Consider the following 15,341-nt stretch of genomic DNA (forward strand, 5'->3'; position numbering starts at 1 on the left):
ATTTATGGCGACGTGTCCCGCAGACGGGCAGACGTTGATCAAAGTGCCGCTGGCGCGTGTGCAGGTCTTGGGCTGTCCACGTTGCCGTGGCGTTTGGGTGGCACGGGAACAGCTTATGACTTTGGCGCTGGAGCAGGCGAAGACCGCTGCTCCGGTGTCGAGTGAAGTCGCGGCCAAGCCTCCCGCTAAAACCGCGCACCGCTTCTGCACGGTGCAGTGCCAGACGCCGTTGGAACCGAAGATCGTCCGGGGCATCGAGATCGACCGCTGCACGACGTGTGATGGTTATTGGTTCGATGGTGGGGAGGTGCAAAGGTTGTTGAAAGCGTACAAACCGCCTTCGCTACAGACGGTAGGGAAGAAGCTGATCCATGAGGTTAGGAATCGAGCCAAAGGGCCGACATCCTATCAATCCAAGTGGCGGCAATCGATTGCTGATGCTTCGCTGGATGGAGCGGCAGAATTGGTTGTGGAGGTAGTGTTAGAAAGTTTGAATTCGGCGGAATGGTGATTTAGGGCGCGTTTCGGATTATTAGTTTCGTTGCTTCGATATTGCAGGGGAGGTTGTACTTGCGGTGGGGTGATTGACCGGTTGGCGCGGTTGCGCGAGCTTGTTCACAGGAAAGCTTCACGCTTTCCGCACAACCGAAGGCGTTTCCATGACTGATCTTCAATTCGCCCGGGCACAAATGGGGATGTCGCTGGCGTTTCATATCCTGTTCGCGGCCGTGGGTATCGCGATGCCTATCATGATGGCGATGGCGGAAGGGTTTTATCTGCGGACGAAGAAGCCGGTGTATCTGGATCTGGCGCATCGTTGGGCGAAAGGGACCGCGATCTTATTCGCGGTGGGCGCGGTATCGGGAACGGTGCTTTCGTTTGAATTGGGGTTGCTGTGGCCAAAGTTCATGGAACATGCGGGACCGATCATCGGGATGCCGTTTTCTCTGGAGGGATTCGCGTTTTTCACGGAGGCGATTTTTCTCGGGCTGTTTCTTTATGGATGGAAAAAGATGTCGCCCATCGCGCATTGGCTTTCCGGTGTGATGGTGGCGATCAGTGGGGTGATGTCCGGCGTCTTTGTGGTGACGGCGAATGCGTGGATGAACACGCCAGTGGGATTCACGTATGAGAACGGTGAGTTCTCGGACATCGATCCAATCGCAGCGATGCTGAATCCGGCGGCATTGCATGAAGTGCTGCACATGACGTTTGCCGCGATGGTGGCGACGGGGTTTCTGGTGGCAGGGATTCACGCTTACTTCCTCTTGCGCAATAAACAGAGTGAGTTTCACCGGGCGGCTTTTGGCATCGCAGCGGCGCTTGCGTGTGTTTCGATACCGTTGCAAGTGTTGACTGGTGATCTGGCGGCGCGGCGGGTGGCTAAGTATCAGCCGATGAAACTGGCGGCGATGGAGGCGCATTATGAGACGCGGAGTCATGCGCCTTTTGTCATCGGCGGCATTCCGGATGATGAGACAAAAACGACGAAATATGGCGTGGAGATACCCAATGCGTTGAGCATCTTGATCGGTCATAAGGCGGATACGGTGGTGCCGGGTTTAGATCAAATCCCGCGGGAGGAATGGCCGAATGTGAAGCTGGTGCACTGGAGCTTTGATGTGATGGTGGGCGCGGGGATGGTGATGCTGGGATTGGCGATGTGGGCGGGAATGGCTTATTGGAAACGGCGGAGTGAATGGATCAGTCCACGATTGTTGAAGTCATTTGTGTGGTGTGCGCCGTTGGGATTCATCGCACTTGAGGCGGGGTGGTTCGTGACGGAATTCGGGCGGCAGCCGTGGATCATCTACGGTATTATGAAGACGAGCGAGGCGGTGACGCCGATGCCGAATCTGGTGGTGCCGTTCACGACCTTCACCATCGTTTACATTTTCCTCTCCATCGTGCTGGTGTTCCTGCTGAAGCGGCAGTTCCTGGAGACGGCCCCAGAGAAGCGAGGTGATGTGTGAGTCTGGAAATCGTCATCGCGGGTGTCACGCTAGTCTCGCTCATCATTTATGCGTTGATGGGTGGGGCGGATTTCGGTGGGGGCGTGTGGGATCTGCTGGCGCGTGGACCGAGGGCGAAGCGGCAGAGACAGATCGTGGCGGATGCTATCGCGCCAATCTGGGAGGCGAATCATGTGTGGCTCATTCTGATCGTGGTGTTGCTGTTCACCGCGTGGCCTCGGGCGTTTGCAGCGATGATGACGGCGCTGCACATCCCGCTTACGATTATGCTGATAGGGATTGTATTGCGTGGGACGGCATTTGTGTTTCGCAAATATGATTCCAAGCGCGATTCCGTGCAGCATCGCTGGAGCTTGGTGTTCGGGATATCGAGTCTGGTCACGCCAGTGGTGCAGGGGATGACGTTGGGCGCATTGGCAACGGGCGATATCCGCGTGGAGAAGAGTTTGGTGCTGACGGGGTTCTTCGCGGGTTGGCTATCGCCGTTCGCATGGGCATGCGGGGTGTTTGCACTGGTACTGTTCGCGTTTCTGGCGGCGGTGTATCTGACGTTGGATGCGGCGGCTGAACCGGAGGTGCAGAATGATTTCCGGTTGCGGGCGATTTGGGCGGAGTTGGCGTTGGCGCCGATCGCAGCCGTGGTGTTCTTCACTTCGCGAGGTGAAGCGCCGGAGATGTATCGGGGATTGACGAATTGGTGGGCTCCGTGGCTGCTGGTGGTGACGAGTGGGTGTGCGTTGGTGGCGTTAGGGGCGTTGTGGAAGCGGTCTTTTAAACTGGCGCGTGTGGCGGCAATTGGGCAGGTGACGACGATTCTCGCTGGGTGGTGTCTGGCGCAGTATCCGCATCTGATCTATCCAGATGTGACGATCACGAATGCGGCGGCTCCGCAGATCACTTTGAAGTTATTAGTGATCGCGTTGGGGGTGGGGTCGGTGATTTTGTTGCCGTCGTTGTATTATTTGTTCAAGGTGTTTAAGGGGAGTCGATAAAATGATGAAAATAGTTGATAAATAATCATCATTTGGTAGAGTTAGAGTATGCGAATAACTGTTGATATTGATGATTCTGAAATGAAAAGGATTCAGCAGTATACTGGTCAGAAAAAGAAGTCTCCGGCGGTCAGTCAAGCCCTCGCTGATTACTTGAAATCCCAAGAACGCCGTCGATTTGTAGCCAAAGTGTTGGCGGGAAAAACGGATTATTCGGCCACCAATGAGGAGTTGGAAGCGCAGGATCGTTATGAAACTCGTTGATACGTCCTTGTGGGTGGAGTTTCTGCGCCGAAAAGGTGATGCCCAGATCAAAAACTTGATGGGCCAATGGCTGCAGGACGACCTCATCGCCTATACTTGCCCTATCCAGTTCGAACTGCTTTGTGGAGTTCGCAGTAATGAACGGTCAGATTTGGATGCTGCATTGAAGTTTAGTCATCATTTGCCATTCAGAACGGCAGATTGGGTGGCTGCAGCAGAGCTGGAAGCCCGCTTTAAGTCCAAAGGGCTCAACATACCTCGAAATGATTTGTTTGTAGCGGTGGTGGCAATCAGGGAATCTTTGCCCTTGTGCTGCCGCGACCAGCATTTCTCGGCCATGTCCAAGATTTGTGGTGAGCAATTGAAAGTTGAGCAGTATTAAAAATTTTCGTGAAAGACGTTAAGACAGATATCAAGGCGCTGACGCGCGATGAGATTGCGGCGAAGTTCACCGAGATGGGTGAACCGGCGTATCGCGTGGATCAGTTGCTGAACTGGCTGTATGTGCGGCGCGCGCCATCGTGGGATGCGATGTCGAATCTGCCGAAGACCTTGCGGGCTAAGTTGGCGGAGGTGTTCACGCTGAACACGCATAAGATATCGCGCAAGCAGGGTTCGCGGGATACGACGCAGAAGTTTTTGTGGCAATTGCAGGATGGGGCGCTCATCGAGAGTGTGCTCATCCCGGCGAATCCTTCGCTCTACGGCGAGCGGAGTGACCGGCATACGTTGTGTGTGTCCACGCAGGTAGGTTGTGCGTATGGGTGCAAGTTCTGCGCGAGCGGGTTGGAAGGGTGGAAGCGCAACTTGAGACCGGATGAGATCGTTGAACAGATCATCGCGACGGAGCGGTGGCATGATGATCAGCCGGAGGAGATGGAGCAGGTAGATGGAACGCCGAAGGCCGAGCGTGTGGTGAATAATCTCGTGATCATGGGCATGGGCGAGCCGCTCTCGAATTACGATAATTTGCTGAAGGCGTTACGTTTGCTCAATGCGTCGTGGGGCGGGGGTATTGGTGCGCGGAAGATCACGATCTCGACGAGTGGTTTGGCACCGCAGATCCGCAAGCTGGCGGATGAGCCGGAGCAATTTCGTTTAGCCATTTCCTTGCATGGGGCGACGGATGAGGTGCGCAACCGCATCATGCCGGTGAATAAGAAATATCCGGTGGCAGAACTGGCCGCAGCGTGTGATTACTACCAGCAGCGCAAGAGCAAGATGATCACGCTGGAGTATATCCTCATCGCCGGTGTGAACGACATGCTGAGCGAGACGAGGCCGCTCGCGGCTCTCGCCAAGCGCCTGCACGCGAAGGTGAATCTCATCCCTTACAACAAGGTGGATGGCTTGGAGTGGATACGGCCGGAAGAGGATGTGCAGGAAGCTTTTCTCGCGGCGTTGGAGGAGCAGGATGTCATCGCGACGCTACGGCGTGAGAAGGGGCATGACATCGACGCGGCGTGCGGGCAATTGCGGCTCAAGACGGAGCGGGAGATGAAAGCGCAGAGTATCGAGTGACTAGAGCGGTTCAAGAAATACTGTAGCCGATTGTCTAGGGAGCGGAGCGAGCGGTCTTTTTGGGGCAGGGCTTCGTTTCGGCTCAGTCACAGGGTCTTTGGAACCTGCTCCTTCGCCAAAGCCTCGCCCTGACCCAAAAATCCTCGCTCCAATCGGCCTCAGTATTTCTTGAAACGCTCTAAGCGGGGGACTGTCCAAGATCAGTTTTACGAGGCTTTACAACAGAGGAAGAAGAAGAGAAGGGTCAAAGCCAGTGACACGAAGCCCGAGATGGCGGCCTGGCGGCTTTCATGAAGTGTCTTCCAATTCTTGATAGCACCAACAATCGCTGAGCCGAAAGACCCGAGGTAGAGGGCGTCAAAAACGCGCCATGTTTTTAATTTTGGACTTTGGTCATTCTCGTCATTCAAGCTGACTTGAAAGCCGATCATCGCGGCGAATAGAAAGGCCCAGGTGAAGATGCCACTCATAAGGAAGAGGATGAGCCAAAGTTTTTGCATAAACGCCTTGGGTTACATATTTAGTAGGACATAGAAGGGTTTGCTTGTCAAACTGGCCAGCATGATGACTGCCGAGCTTTTTCCATACGGCCAATATCTAGGGAATGGGTGAGTCGTTATCGCTGGCAGTGGACGTTGTAGATGTCGAGCAGAGTGGCATCGGGACGGTGGTAGCCACTCCAAGTAGTGTCGTGTTCGCCGCGGGTGAAGAGGGCTTCGAAAATTTGTTGTAGCGGTTCTTGGTGTTGGACGAGGGCGATGGTTTTTCCAGCGTGCGGGCGTTTGTGTCCGGGGGCAGGCAGGAGTTCTTTAAGCGAGGTGATGGATTGTCCGGCGATGAAGCCCAGCCTGATTTGATCGGTGGTCTTGGAGGAGGCTGAGTGGCCTTTTATAAGACAGAGAAATTCAAATTCGGCGGGCAGTCCAAGGTGGGAGCGTTCTTTGCGGATTTCGCCGAGTGTATGACCAAAGATGTGGGCGACCATGTCTTTGGCTCGGATGGAGGCGAGGGCGCTCATTGGCCGATTTTGGAAAATCGTTGTTCGAACCGGGCCAGTTTTTCGTAGAGGGCTGCTTGCATCTGTATGTTGGCTTGCAGCACACGGTAGTATGCTAGCGAATCATTAGTTCCTTCAGCAGCATCACTGTCGCGATAGAGCTCGTGACAGGCACGATTGACCAAATTTCTGGTTTGATGGACCAACTCGGGTTTTGCGAGCCAGTCGTATTTTTCATTCGCCAGCACGGCGAGTAACAGATTGCAATAGCGCAGGTAGTCGTCGTCTTGGGCGTTCAGGGCTTTATCGATTCTTTGCAGGCAATAAGGGATGAGGTGGAGGTGGTCTTCTTCGAAATCGAGCGCGAGCAAGCGTTTGAGGGCATCCAAGGATAACTCCTGCAACGGAGTGCGACGAAGAGTGTGCCGCTCTTGGACTACGGAACTGACGCTCGGCGGGGGAGCGCCCCAATCGACGCCGGTGAGCTGGGCGAGGGATTGGGTGATGTGAATATCTTCTTTAGATGAACTGGAATCATTCGTTGCTGCGCCATGAGCGTGTTGCTGCTGCGGTTTACGATTGTCCTCTTGCCGCAACCATTTGCTTGTCTCTGTATTGAAAAGCCAAGTGTCGCCGTGGGTGTAGCCGGTTTCACGAATGGGGCCGTGAAGAATTTTGGGCACATCTCCCAGGGCCGACGGGCCGAGCAAACTAACGGTATTGGCCTGAAGTGAAACGTCAGAGCCGGGCAAGGTGTGTTCGGAACGATGGTGCTCGGCCAATTTCACTGCTTCAAGATAGGTGGGAGCAACCACAGTGTAGATGGAGTCCGGCTGGCCATCACCTTCCCAAAAGATGACGTCATAGATGCCCAGTGTAGTATCCGGATACACTTCGCCGGGTGCGCGACCGTGCTTTTCGTCCAGATAGGCAGCGAACTCGATCGCTCTTTGACGGACAAATTCGCATGGATCGCCTTGTAGCATCTCAACTGCATCGGGCCATCGTGACGAATGAACGTCGCGTAAAACATGCAAGGCAGCCAAGCGGGAGTATGGTTCTTCTGAGGAAAGCCATGCCCAAGCGATCGGTTCGGATTCAGCGGAACGATGAGGGGCGTAAGCTATCAGTGCACGGCGGCGAACATATTCTTGGGGATCATCAATAAATTTGCGAAGTATCTCCAAGGCGGCTGGACTGCCAACCTCACCTAGACTGACTGCAATTTGCCAGCGGGCATGAAACTCGGAGTAAACAAGCGCGGCGGGAGCCAAGGCGATCAAAATCTCGGGACGGGTGGTCAAGCGTTCTCGGAGAACTTCAACCTCATTGTCGCGAGCTATTGCGTAAAGAATATCTTCAATAGCTCCGGGCGATAGGGGAGCATCTAATGCCGGGTTGAACGCGTCATAGATTTCCGACCAGTGTTCGTAATCACACTCCCATTCGCCGATACCTTCGCCTTCATGGTCCTCAGCGGCCCAGGCGCGAAAACGTTTCACCGCTTCGGCGAGGGACAGTGCCGGTTTTGTTGATTGAGGCTCGTCTTGGTTCACTGGTTAGGGAAATGAAGTTGTCATGGTTGAAATTTGCGATCAAGCGATGGGGAACAGGGAACACTCATTTAGGGCAATATCGAAGGAAGCGGGGCGCGGGTCAAATGGCAAAACTAAAGAGCGAGAAAGCCGAGACTAAAGTGAGGCCGAGAAGCGATATCGTATTATGGAGTTTGGGAGACATGTTAAATAGCGATAGGGCGGTGGTGAAGGCCTTGGTTTGGGACCGGGTGGAACCGATCCTTACCAGCCTTTTGGCGGTCTGGATGTTGTCTCGCGATTGTATTGTTCGAGGCGGGCGAACAGGCTGCGGCGGGCGTCGCGGACTGCCGGCTGGAATCCGGCAGCACGGGGTACCATGTTTCGTCATTCAGGTTTTGTGACTTATGAGGGAGACGACGCGTCAAGCCGCGTCGGGCGGACCCCGACCTCCGGGCACGGGGCGAGAAGCGGAGTCGAGCCTCCGCACTCCAAAGGTGGGGTTAGAGCTTCGTGACCTCGGCTGCGTTCAGAGGAGCGGGGTGCGAGGAGAATTGGTAGAATACATCGGCACTTATGTGCATGTGCCGAGGTGGGAAACGGGTGATTGAGGAGGGAGGCGTAAAGGGGAAGACTTTTGACAGGATTTACAAGATGAACAGGATGTGGATGCGAAATTCGTGATGGGTAACTGGGGGGTGGGCTTACGGTCGTTGTGGCGAGGGTTGACGCGAATTTCGCTAATTGGCGCGAATTGGGGAGAGGAAATTTGTAGTTCTGAGGAGTGTTTTTGTTTTAAGTGGCTGATTTAAAGCAGGTTAGGTGGTTTGAAAATATTTTTAGAAAAGGAGGGGGGTAGGACAGTCAATGTCCTACCCCCCTCGGCATAGTGGACGCAGAAAGGTTCATTATGAAGCTGACGGAACAGAGTGAATTGAAGTTGGAAACGGGATGCAGGCCGGTGTCGCGGCGGTATCGGAAGGTGAGTCAAGCCAACTGGTGGTTTGGGCAGATGCGGCGGGCGGTTGAGCAGGCGTGTCCCACGGGAATGAAGAATGAGGAGGGGAAACATCGAACATCCAACATCGAACTCTGAACATCGAGAGGGGGGATGTTAGAGCCGACTTATGTCGGCTGCTACAGGTTTCGAGGACGAGGACGACGACGAGAACGATTATGAAAAGATATAGTGTCCAAAAGGTTGGTACTGAGACTTGGTTATTGAATCAATTGTTTGGCTTGGGCCGGGTGTCGTGTGCTGGCGGGTGGATTGCTGGCTCGACATGGGCTTCTGGCAAAAAGTATAAAGCGTTTATGCACTTGTTCCGAATTGTAGCTTCTTTGGCTTTGGCGACGGCGTTTTGCGTGAAGGCGCAGGCTGCGGAGTATGATGTGGTGGTGTATGGCGGCACGTCCGCAGCCGTGATCGCGGCGGTGCAGGCGAAGAAGATGGGGAAGACGACGATCATCGTCTCGCCGGACAAGCACTTGGGCGGTCTCTCCAGCGGCGGCTTGGGTTTCACGGATACGGGTAACAAGGCGGTGATCGGCGGGTTGTCGCGCGAATTTTATCATCGCATCTGGAAGCATTACGACCAGGCGGATGCGTGGAAGTGGCAGAAGAAGGAGCAATACGGTGGTAAGGGCCAAGGCACGCCAGCCATTGACGGCGCAGAGCGGACGATGTGGATATTTGAACCGCATGCGGCGGAGAAGGTGTTCGAGAGTTTCATCAAGGATTACGAGATCAAGGTGGATCGCGATGAGTGGTTGGATCGGGCGAAGGGTGTGAAGAAAGAGGGCAACCGAATCAAGTCCATCACGACGTTGAGCGGGAAGACTTACACGGGGAAGATGTTCATTGATACGACGTATGAAGGCGATCTGATGGCGGCGGCGGGTGTGGAGTATCACGTGGGGCGCGAGGCGACGAGTGTTTATGATGAGAAGTGGAATGGCATCCAGACGGGTGTGTTGCATCATCGCCATCATTTCGGTGTGTTGAAGGACGGCATCAGCCCCTATGTGGTGCCTGGTGATCCGAAGAGCGGCGTGATCCCGCGTGTGAGCAAGGAGCCGCCGGGGCCTTTCGGTGCGGGTGACAAGCGCGTGCAGGCTTACTGCTTCCGCATGTGCCTGACAGATCATCCGGAGAACATGATTCCGTTCCCGAAGCCGGAGGGTTATGACCCGAACCAGTATGAATTGCTGTTGCGCGTGTATGCGGCGGGTTGGAAGGAGACGTTCGGCAAGTTTGATGACATTCCGAACAAGAAGACGGATACGAACAATCACGGGCCGATGAGCACGGATAACATCGGAATGAACTATGATTATCCAGAAGCTTCGTATGAGAAGCGCAAGGAGATCATCAAGGAGCATGAAACTTATCAGAAGGGCTGGCTGTATTTCATCGCGAATGATCCGCGAGTACCAAAGGACGTGCAGGCGGCGATGAAGAAGTGGGGCTTGCCAAAGGATGAGTTCAAGGACAACGGCAACTGGTCGTTCCAGCTCTACATCCGCGAGGCGCGCCGGATGATCGGCAAGTATGTGATGACGGAGAATGAATTGCTGAAAAAGCGTCCGACACCGGAATCGGTGGGCATGGGTTCCTACACGATCGATTCGCACAACGTGCAGCGTTACATCACGCCGGAAGGTTTTGTGCAGAACGAAGGTGACATCGGTGTGGCGACGAAGGGGCCGTATGAGATCGCGTATGGTTCATTGGTGCCGAAAAAGGGGCAGGCGGACAATTTGTTCGTGCCGGTGTGCGTGTCGAGCTCGCACATCGCCTTCGGGTCCATCCGCATGGAACCGGTGTTCATGATCTTGGCGGAATCGGCGGCGACGGCGGCGGTGCTGGCGATCGATGGGAACTTGGCAGTGCAAGATGTGCCGTATGCGAAGTTGCGCGAGCTGTTGCTGAAGCAGGGGCAGATCCTGGAATACAAATCGCCGGAAGGTGCGAGCAATGCACCCGAAGGCAAGGGTGGTCTGGAAGCGGCGAAGCTGGGTGGCATCGTGGTGGATGATGCGCAGGCGAAGACGACGGGGCATTGGACGGATAGCGCAGCGGGCAAGACGTTCGTGGGGCACGGTTATCAGCACGATGGCAATGCGAAGGATGGGAAGTTCAGCGCGCGGTTCGAGGCGAAGTTGCCGAAGGCGGGCAAGTACGAGGTGCGGTTCGCGTATCCGGTGAATGGGAATCGCTCGAGCAAAGTACCGGTGACGGTGGAATATGCGGGCGGGAAAAAGACGATCACGGTGAATCAGAAGCAGGCACCGACGATCGAGGGAGCGTTCATCTCGCTGGGGGAATTTGAGTTCGCGGAGACGGGTGCGGTAGTGGTGACGAATGAGGGGACGGATGGGTTTGTGGTGATCGATGCGGTACAGTGGCTGGCGAAGTGAAAAATGCATGGTTTGTAACAAAAGGTGCAAAGGGAGAGGGCGGCGTTATGCTAAATGCGAGGAAGAGCAGGGCAATTATTAGACGATATGGGGATATGGCAAAATCTGTTGTAAGAAGTTTGCCGTATTGTTGCTTAGCTATCTTGACCTAGGACGGGATGTCTTTACTGTGCGCTTATATTTTCGCACGAGACACATGACCTTTAAGTCGCTTAGTCACGAGAAAGCGTATTGCCTTAAATCGCTGATCAGAAAAGCCATTATCGCCTGCACCCCCGTTCTTTGCTGCCTTCCGCTTAATGCGGCAACGAACGAGGTGGCAGGGGTGCCGGTGAAGCTGGAGGATTTTCTCAAGCAAGTTTGGGTGAGAAACGAATCATTGCAGATCCGTATCTTGGAGTCTGCCATCGCGGATGAACGGTACAAGGCCGAGAAAGGACTTTTCGAGCCTGAGCTGGTGATGGGTGCGGATGCAGTGGACCGCAGGCGTGCTAACACGGAGGAGCAACGGCGTAACTTGGGCGGCATCTTCGGCGGTGGTCCGAGCGTTTACAACGAGCGTAACAAGACCTTTACGAGCGGGATTGAGTCTACAGCGCCGACGGGTGCAAAGGTCCGGTTGGGTTATACGTTGCAGACGTTTGAGAACAATGTGAACGCGGCAGCGAATCCGCATGGTGAATGGATCACGACCGTGGGATTAACGCTGACTCAGCCGTTGCTCAAGAACGGCGGTGTGACGGTCACGACCGCTGGCATCCGTGCGGCGGCGATCACCTCGGAGATCTCCTTTCAAGATTACCGCAAGAACATCATGGAGATCATCGGACAGGCGGAAGCCGCCTATTGGGATCTCTATCAGACGCAGCAGCAGCTTGCGGTGGCGAAGGAGTCGTTGCGGATAGCGGAAACACTTCATGCGGACAACAAGAAGCGTTTTGAACTCGGCAAAGGTGCTGAGATCGAGATGAAGGTGTCTGAAGCGGCGATATCGGAGCGTATCGCGATCGTGAATGAAGCGCAGCAGCGTTTGCAGACTGCGCGCAGCAAAGCGGCGACGTTGCTTTCGGATTCGTGGTCGTCCATGGCGTTAAACATGGTCGCCGCCGATGTCCCCAATCTTGCCAAGCAGGATTATGACGTGATGAAGATGACGCAGGCGGCCTTTGAGCAGAACCCGGCGTATGCGTCTTTGGTGAAGCAGGCGGAACTGGAAGGACTGCGGGTGAAGGTGGCCAAAAATCAACGCATGCCTAACTTGGACCTCAAGGGTGGTTATGGTTTCAGCGGGTTGGCGAAGAATCCGGGTGATTCGTGGAATGCAGCGCAGGATCAGGATTTCCCGAGCTGGTCGCTGGGCGTGGAATTTCGTGTGCCATTAGGTGGTGGGGTGAAGAGCCGTCATGAATTGAGGGCGGCGGAGTTGCGTCGCGAAGCCACGGCGCGTGCCTTGAACGGCATGGGCATCAATCTGGCCAACACATTGCGATCTTCTGTTTTCACGGTGGAGAGCCATCGGAGCAGCGTGGAGCTTTACGGGCAGGCATTGAAGGCGAACGAGGAGGTCTTCAACACGCAAGTCGCCCGCCTGGACGCCGGCAAGGTGGACAGCCGGGAGGTGTTGGATGCGGAGGAGGATGTGTTCCGCGCACGTCTGGCGGCATTGGAGACGCAGGTGCGCTATCAAAAAGCGCTGCTGGAGCTGGACATCATCACAGGCACGATGCTGAAGGAGCGTAACTTGGATTTCACCCAGCAACAATTGCAGGAGAGCACCTCCGTGCTGGTGAATGGCGCCATCACGACTGAAAAGTACAATGAGTTTCTCAAGACGATGCAGATGGAGTATGACAAACGTCGTCCGCCGATCATCCGAACCCCCTGAGTTGCGACTTCTGCCCCTTCAATCAGCTATTTTCCAAAGCCATGTATCTGCCGAATCAAAACTGTGAAGCCAAAGTAAGGGCGGGAATTTTTGCCGTCCTGCTGGCGTGCGCCGTTTGTGTGACCGCACAAGCCCAAACAACCGTGTCCGGCGTCACCGAACCGTTTCTGGATGTGCTGCTGAGCGCACCGGTAGCGGGGACGGTGGAGAAGCGGCTGGTGAAGGAGGGGGAGCCGATCAAGGCGGGGCAGGTGCTCATCGGATTGAAGAGCAAACAGGAAGAGCTGGAAGTCAAACGCCGCAAGATGATCGCCGAAAGCAAGGCAGAGTTGCAGGGTGCGGAAGCGCGGGTGAAGACGTCAAAGACAGACTTGGAATCCACCCGCAAGCTGTTTGCCGCGACCAAATCCGTCAGCAAAGACGATCTGGACAAGAAGGAGCTGGAATATCAACTCTCTGTAGCAGAAGCGGAGCGCTTGAAAGTAACCGAGGATCGCGAGGCGCTGGAGGCGGAGATGGCGGCTCAATTGCTGAAAGATCGTTCGATCATATCACCTCTGACGGGCTATGCCGTGGATATTTATCGCGAAGTGGGTGAGGATTGCAAAGCACAGGAGCCGCTCATGCGCGTAGTGGACACGCGCCAATTTTATTTCGTGGCCAATGTGGATGCCAAGGCAGGTTACAATCTGAAAAACGGAGACACGGTACAGCTCCAGATCGAGGCAGGCAGCAAGATGGTGCCGGTGACGGGCAAGGTCAGCTTCGTTTCACCCGTGGTGGATGCGGCGAGCGGATTGCTGCGGGTCAAAGTGTTGTGCGAGAATGCCAACGGCCAGATCAAACCGGGCGTGGCGGGCACGATGCAAATCAACGCGCAATAACATGAGTTCAATCAATCCTGCGCCAGCGCCGTCCACCTTCGCAGATGAAGCCGCGAAGCTGCGGCAGTTCAGCGGAACCCCACAGGAGTTTTGGCCTGCGTACCTGAAGCTCTGCGGCGAGATGGGCGGAGCTGCGCGAGCGGTCTTGATCCGCAAGGACAGCACGGACGGACGTTGGAAACAGTTGTCCGAATGGTCCTTGCCGGAGGCTTCTGCCGCAGGCTTGGCCCTGTTCCGCAATGCCTTGCTTTCGATGGCGGATGAATGCGGCGCGGCAGGCGTCTCCAAACGGGTGCTGGCTGCGGATGCCAAACCCGGCCCGACTTTTCCCGCCGGTGTGGCGGTGCGTTTGGTGCTGGCTTCTGCCCAGGATGTCTGCCTGGTGGCCCTGTTCCTGCCGAATGTTTCAGTGGCCGAGCTGGATTCTGTGGCCATGCGCTTGCAGCTAGTGGCGGATATCCCCAAATCCTATCAGGAACTGGGCCAGACGCGCCAATCCCGCGCGGATGCCGAGAAGCTCGCTATCGTGCTGGATACGTTGGCGGAGGTGAATGCACAGACACGCTATACGGCGGCGGCGCTGGCCCTGTGCAACAGCCTGGCCTCGCGTCTCCAATGCCAGCGCGTGAGCCTGGGATGGTTCGAAAACGGTTTCATCAAACTGCAAGCCATCAGCCGCACGGAGCGGTTTGACCCGAAGATGGAAGCCGTGGTCGCCATCGAGAAGACGATGGAAGAGGCCCTGGACCAGGATGACGAGATATTGTGGCCATCACCCGAGCACTACGCTTTGGTGAACCGGGATCATAGTGCCTTTGCGAAGGAGAACGGCAGCAGCGCGGTCTGCTCCATTCCGTTACGGCAGGCGGGCAAAGTCGCAGGCGTTCTTACTCTGGAGCGTGCGGAAGGCGAATTTGCGCTCACGGAGTTGCAGCAGTTGCGGCTGGTGGCGGATCAAGTGGTGAACCGGCTCGCGGATCTGAAGCGCCGCGACCGCTGGATGGGTGCGCGACTTGCGGAAGATGTGCGGGAGAAGCTGGCCGGGTTCATGGGGCCGGAGCATACGTGGATGAAGGCGACGGGAATCGCCATCGCGCTCGTGCTGGTGATCCTGTTCCTGGTGCGGCCGAACTATCGGGTGGAGGCAAATTACATCCTCCGCAGCGAAGAGGTCCGATATGTCGCCGCGCCATTCAACGGTTATCTGGAAGACGTGCTGGTGAGGCCTGGTGACACCGTGAAGGCGGGACAGGTCATCTTGCGTCTGAATCGCGACGATTTGTTGCTGGAGGAAGCGAGCGCTGCCGCGGAGATGAGCCGCTACCATCGCGAATCGGAGAAGGCCCGCGCGGGTGGTCAACTGGCGGAGATGCGCGTGGCGCTGTCCCAATATGAAGAGGCCAAGGCGCGGTTGAGCCTGGTGAAATACCGCCTCGCACGTTCGGAGATCAAGGCACCATTTGATGCGGTCGTGGTGGAAGGCGACTTGCGCAACCGCCTCGGCGCACCGGTGGAGCTGGGAGAAGCCATGTTCCGTCTGGCCCGTACGGACAAACTCTACGTGGAGGCCGAGGTGAATGAGCGTGATGTGCACGAGATACTGAACAAGGAGACGGGCGAGATCGCGTTCGTGAGCCAGCCACACAAACGGTTTCCCATCAAAGTGGAACGCCTGGAACCGGCGGCCACGCCGAAGGATGGTAAAAACGTATTCCTCGTACGCTGCCAGTTTGAAGGAGCTCCGGAAGAGTGGTGGAGACCGGGCATGAGCGGTGTTTGCAAATTGAACGTGGGAAATCGCAGCCTGATGTGGATCATCACTCATCGCACAGTGGATTTCTTGAGGATGTGGTTCTGGTGGTAAGCTGAA

Annotated in this window: 14 protein-coding genes; 11 read left to right on the forward strand and 3 right to left on the reverse strand. The window is 55.7% G+C overall.

Annotated elements, in window-relative coordinates; all coding sequences use genetic code 11:
* Positions 1 to 4 precede the first annotated feature (4 nt).
* The 6 genes from VGH19_11830 to rlmN all read left to right on the forward strand — a co-directional run bounded on the left by VGH19_11830 (position 5) and on the right by rlmN (position 4,750).
* Entirely contained in the window at positions 5 to 511 is a 507-nt protein-coding gene (locus VGH19_11830; GenBank protein HEY1172052.1) for a zf-TFIIB domain-containing protein, read from the forward strand.
* Positions 512 to 659: 148 nt separating this feature from the next.
* On the forward strand, positions 660 to 1,973 hold the full coding sequence (locus tag VGH19_11835) for a cytochrome ubiquinol oxidase subunit I (GenBank protein HEY1172053.1): 1,314 nt from the start codon (positions 660 to 662) through the stop codon (positions 1,971 to 1,973).
* The gene (locus VGH19_11840) at positions 1,970 to 2,965 is read left to right on the forward strand and encodes a cytochrome d ubiquinol oxidase subunit II (GenBank protein ID HEY1172054.1); all 996 of its coding nucleotides are present in this window, start codon (positions 1,970 to 1,972) and stop codon (positions 2,963 to 2,965) included. The genes VGH19_11835 and VGH19_11840 overlap by 4 nt, the downstream gene beginning before the upstream one ends.
* Positions 2,966 to 3,013: 48 nt before the next feature.
* Positions 3,014 to 3,229 carry a type II toxin-antitoxin system VapB family antitoxin gene (locus VGH19_11845; GenBank protein ID HEY1172055.1) on the forward strand — a complete coding sequence of 72 codons (216 nt, stop codon included), beginning with the start codon at positions 3,014 to 3,016 and terminating at the stop codon, positions 3,227 to 3,229.
* Positions 3,216 to 3,611 (forward strand): PIN domain-containing protein, encoded by a 396-nt coding sequence (locus VGH19_11850; GenBank protein ID HEY1172056.1) that lies wholly within the window; start codon positions 3,216 to 3,218, stop codon positions 3,609 to 3,611. Before VGH19_11845 ends, VGH19_11850 begins: the two co-directional genes overlap by 14 nt.
* An 8-nt stretch (positions 3,612 to 3,619) precedes the next feature.
* The gene (rlmN, locus tag VGH19_11855) at positions 3,620 to 4,750 is read left to right on the forward strand and encodes a 23S rRNA (adenine(2503)-C(2))-methyltransferase RlmN (protein HEY1172057.1); all 1,131 of its coding nucleotides are present in this window, start codon (positions 3,620 to 3,622) and stop codon (positions 4,748 to 4,750) included.
* 206 nt (positions 4,751 to 4,956) lie between these two features.
* On the opposite strand, the gene VGH19_11860 is transcribed toward rlmN, so the two are convergent.
* The 3 genes from VGH19_11860 to VGH19_11870 form a co-directional block, all read right to left on the reverse strand.
* Complete coding sequence (locus tag VGH19_11860; protein ID HEY1172058.1) at positions 4,957 to 5,250, reverse strand: hypothetical protein; 294 nt, start codon at positions 5,248 to 5,250, stop codon at positions 4,957 to 4,959.
* A gap of 116 nt (positions 5,251 to 5,366) precedes the next feature.
* Positions 5,367 to 5,768: a hypothetical protein gene (locus tag VGH19_11865; GenBank protein HEY1172059.1), complete on the reverse strand. Its 402-nt coding sequence runs from the start codon at positions 5,766 to 5,768 to the stop codon at positions 5,367 to 5,369.
* The gene (locus tag VGH19_11870; protein ID HEY1172060.1) at positions 5,765 to 7,303 is read right to left on the reverse strand and encodes a HEAT repeat domain-containing protein; all 1,539 of its coding nucleotides are present in this window, start codon (positions 7,301 to 7,303) and stop codon (positions 5,765 to 5,767) included. The genes VGH19_11865 and VGH19_11870 overlap by 4 nt, the downstream gene beginning before the upstream one ends.
* Positions 7,304 to 8,192: 889 nt before the next feature.
* Here VGH19_11870 and VGH19_11875 point away from each other — a divergent pair.
* From VGH19_11875 to VGH19_11895, 5 genes are all read left to right on the forward strand, one after another.
* Complete coding sequence (locus tag VGH19_11875; GenBank protein ID HEY1172061.1) at positions 8,193 to 8,378, forward strand: hypothetical protein; 186 nt, start codon at positions 8,193 to 8,195, stop codon at positions 8,376 to 8,378.
* 218 nt (positions 8,379 to 8,596) lie between these two features.
* Positions 8,597 to 10,702, forward strand: a complete 2,106-nt coding sequence (locus tag VGH19_11880) for an FAD-dependent oxidoreductase (protein ID HEY1172062.1) — start codon at positions 8,597 to 8,599, stop codon at positions 10,700 to 10,702.
* A 196-nt stretch (positions 10,703 to 10,898) separates the two neighbouring features.
* Positions 10,899 to 12,587: a TolC family protein gene (locus VGH19_11885; GenBank protein ID HEY1172063.1), complete on the forward strand. Its 1,689-nt coding sequence runs from the start codon at positions 10,899 to 10,901 to the stop codon at positions 12,585 to 12,587.
* Positions 12,588 to 12,628: 41 nt separating this feature from the next.
* Entirely contained in the window at positions 12,629 to 13,471 is an 843-nt protein-coding gene (locus tag VGH19_11890) for an efflux RND transporter periplasmic adaptor subunit (GenBank protein ID HEY1172064.1), read from the forward strand.
* Between the two features lies 1 nt (position 13,472).
* Complete coding sequence (locus VGH19_11895) at positions 13,473 to 15,335, forward strand: HlyD family efflux transporter periplasmic adaptor subunit (GenBank protein ID HEY1172065.1); 1,863 nt, start codon at positions 13,473 to 13,475, stop codon at positions 15,333 to 15,335.
* Positions 15,336 to 15,341: the final 6 nt, after the last annotated feature.

The sequence above is a fragment of the Verrucomicrobiia bacterium genome (assembly GCA_036405135.1).
In the GTDB taxonomy this organism is placed as follows: domain Bacteria; phylum Verrucomicrobiota; class Verrucomicrobiia; order Limisphaerales; family JAEYXS01; genus JAEYXS01.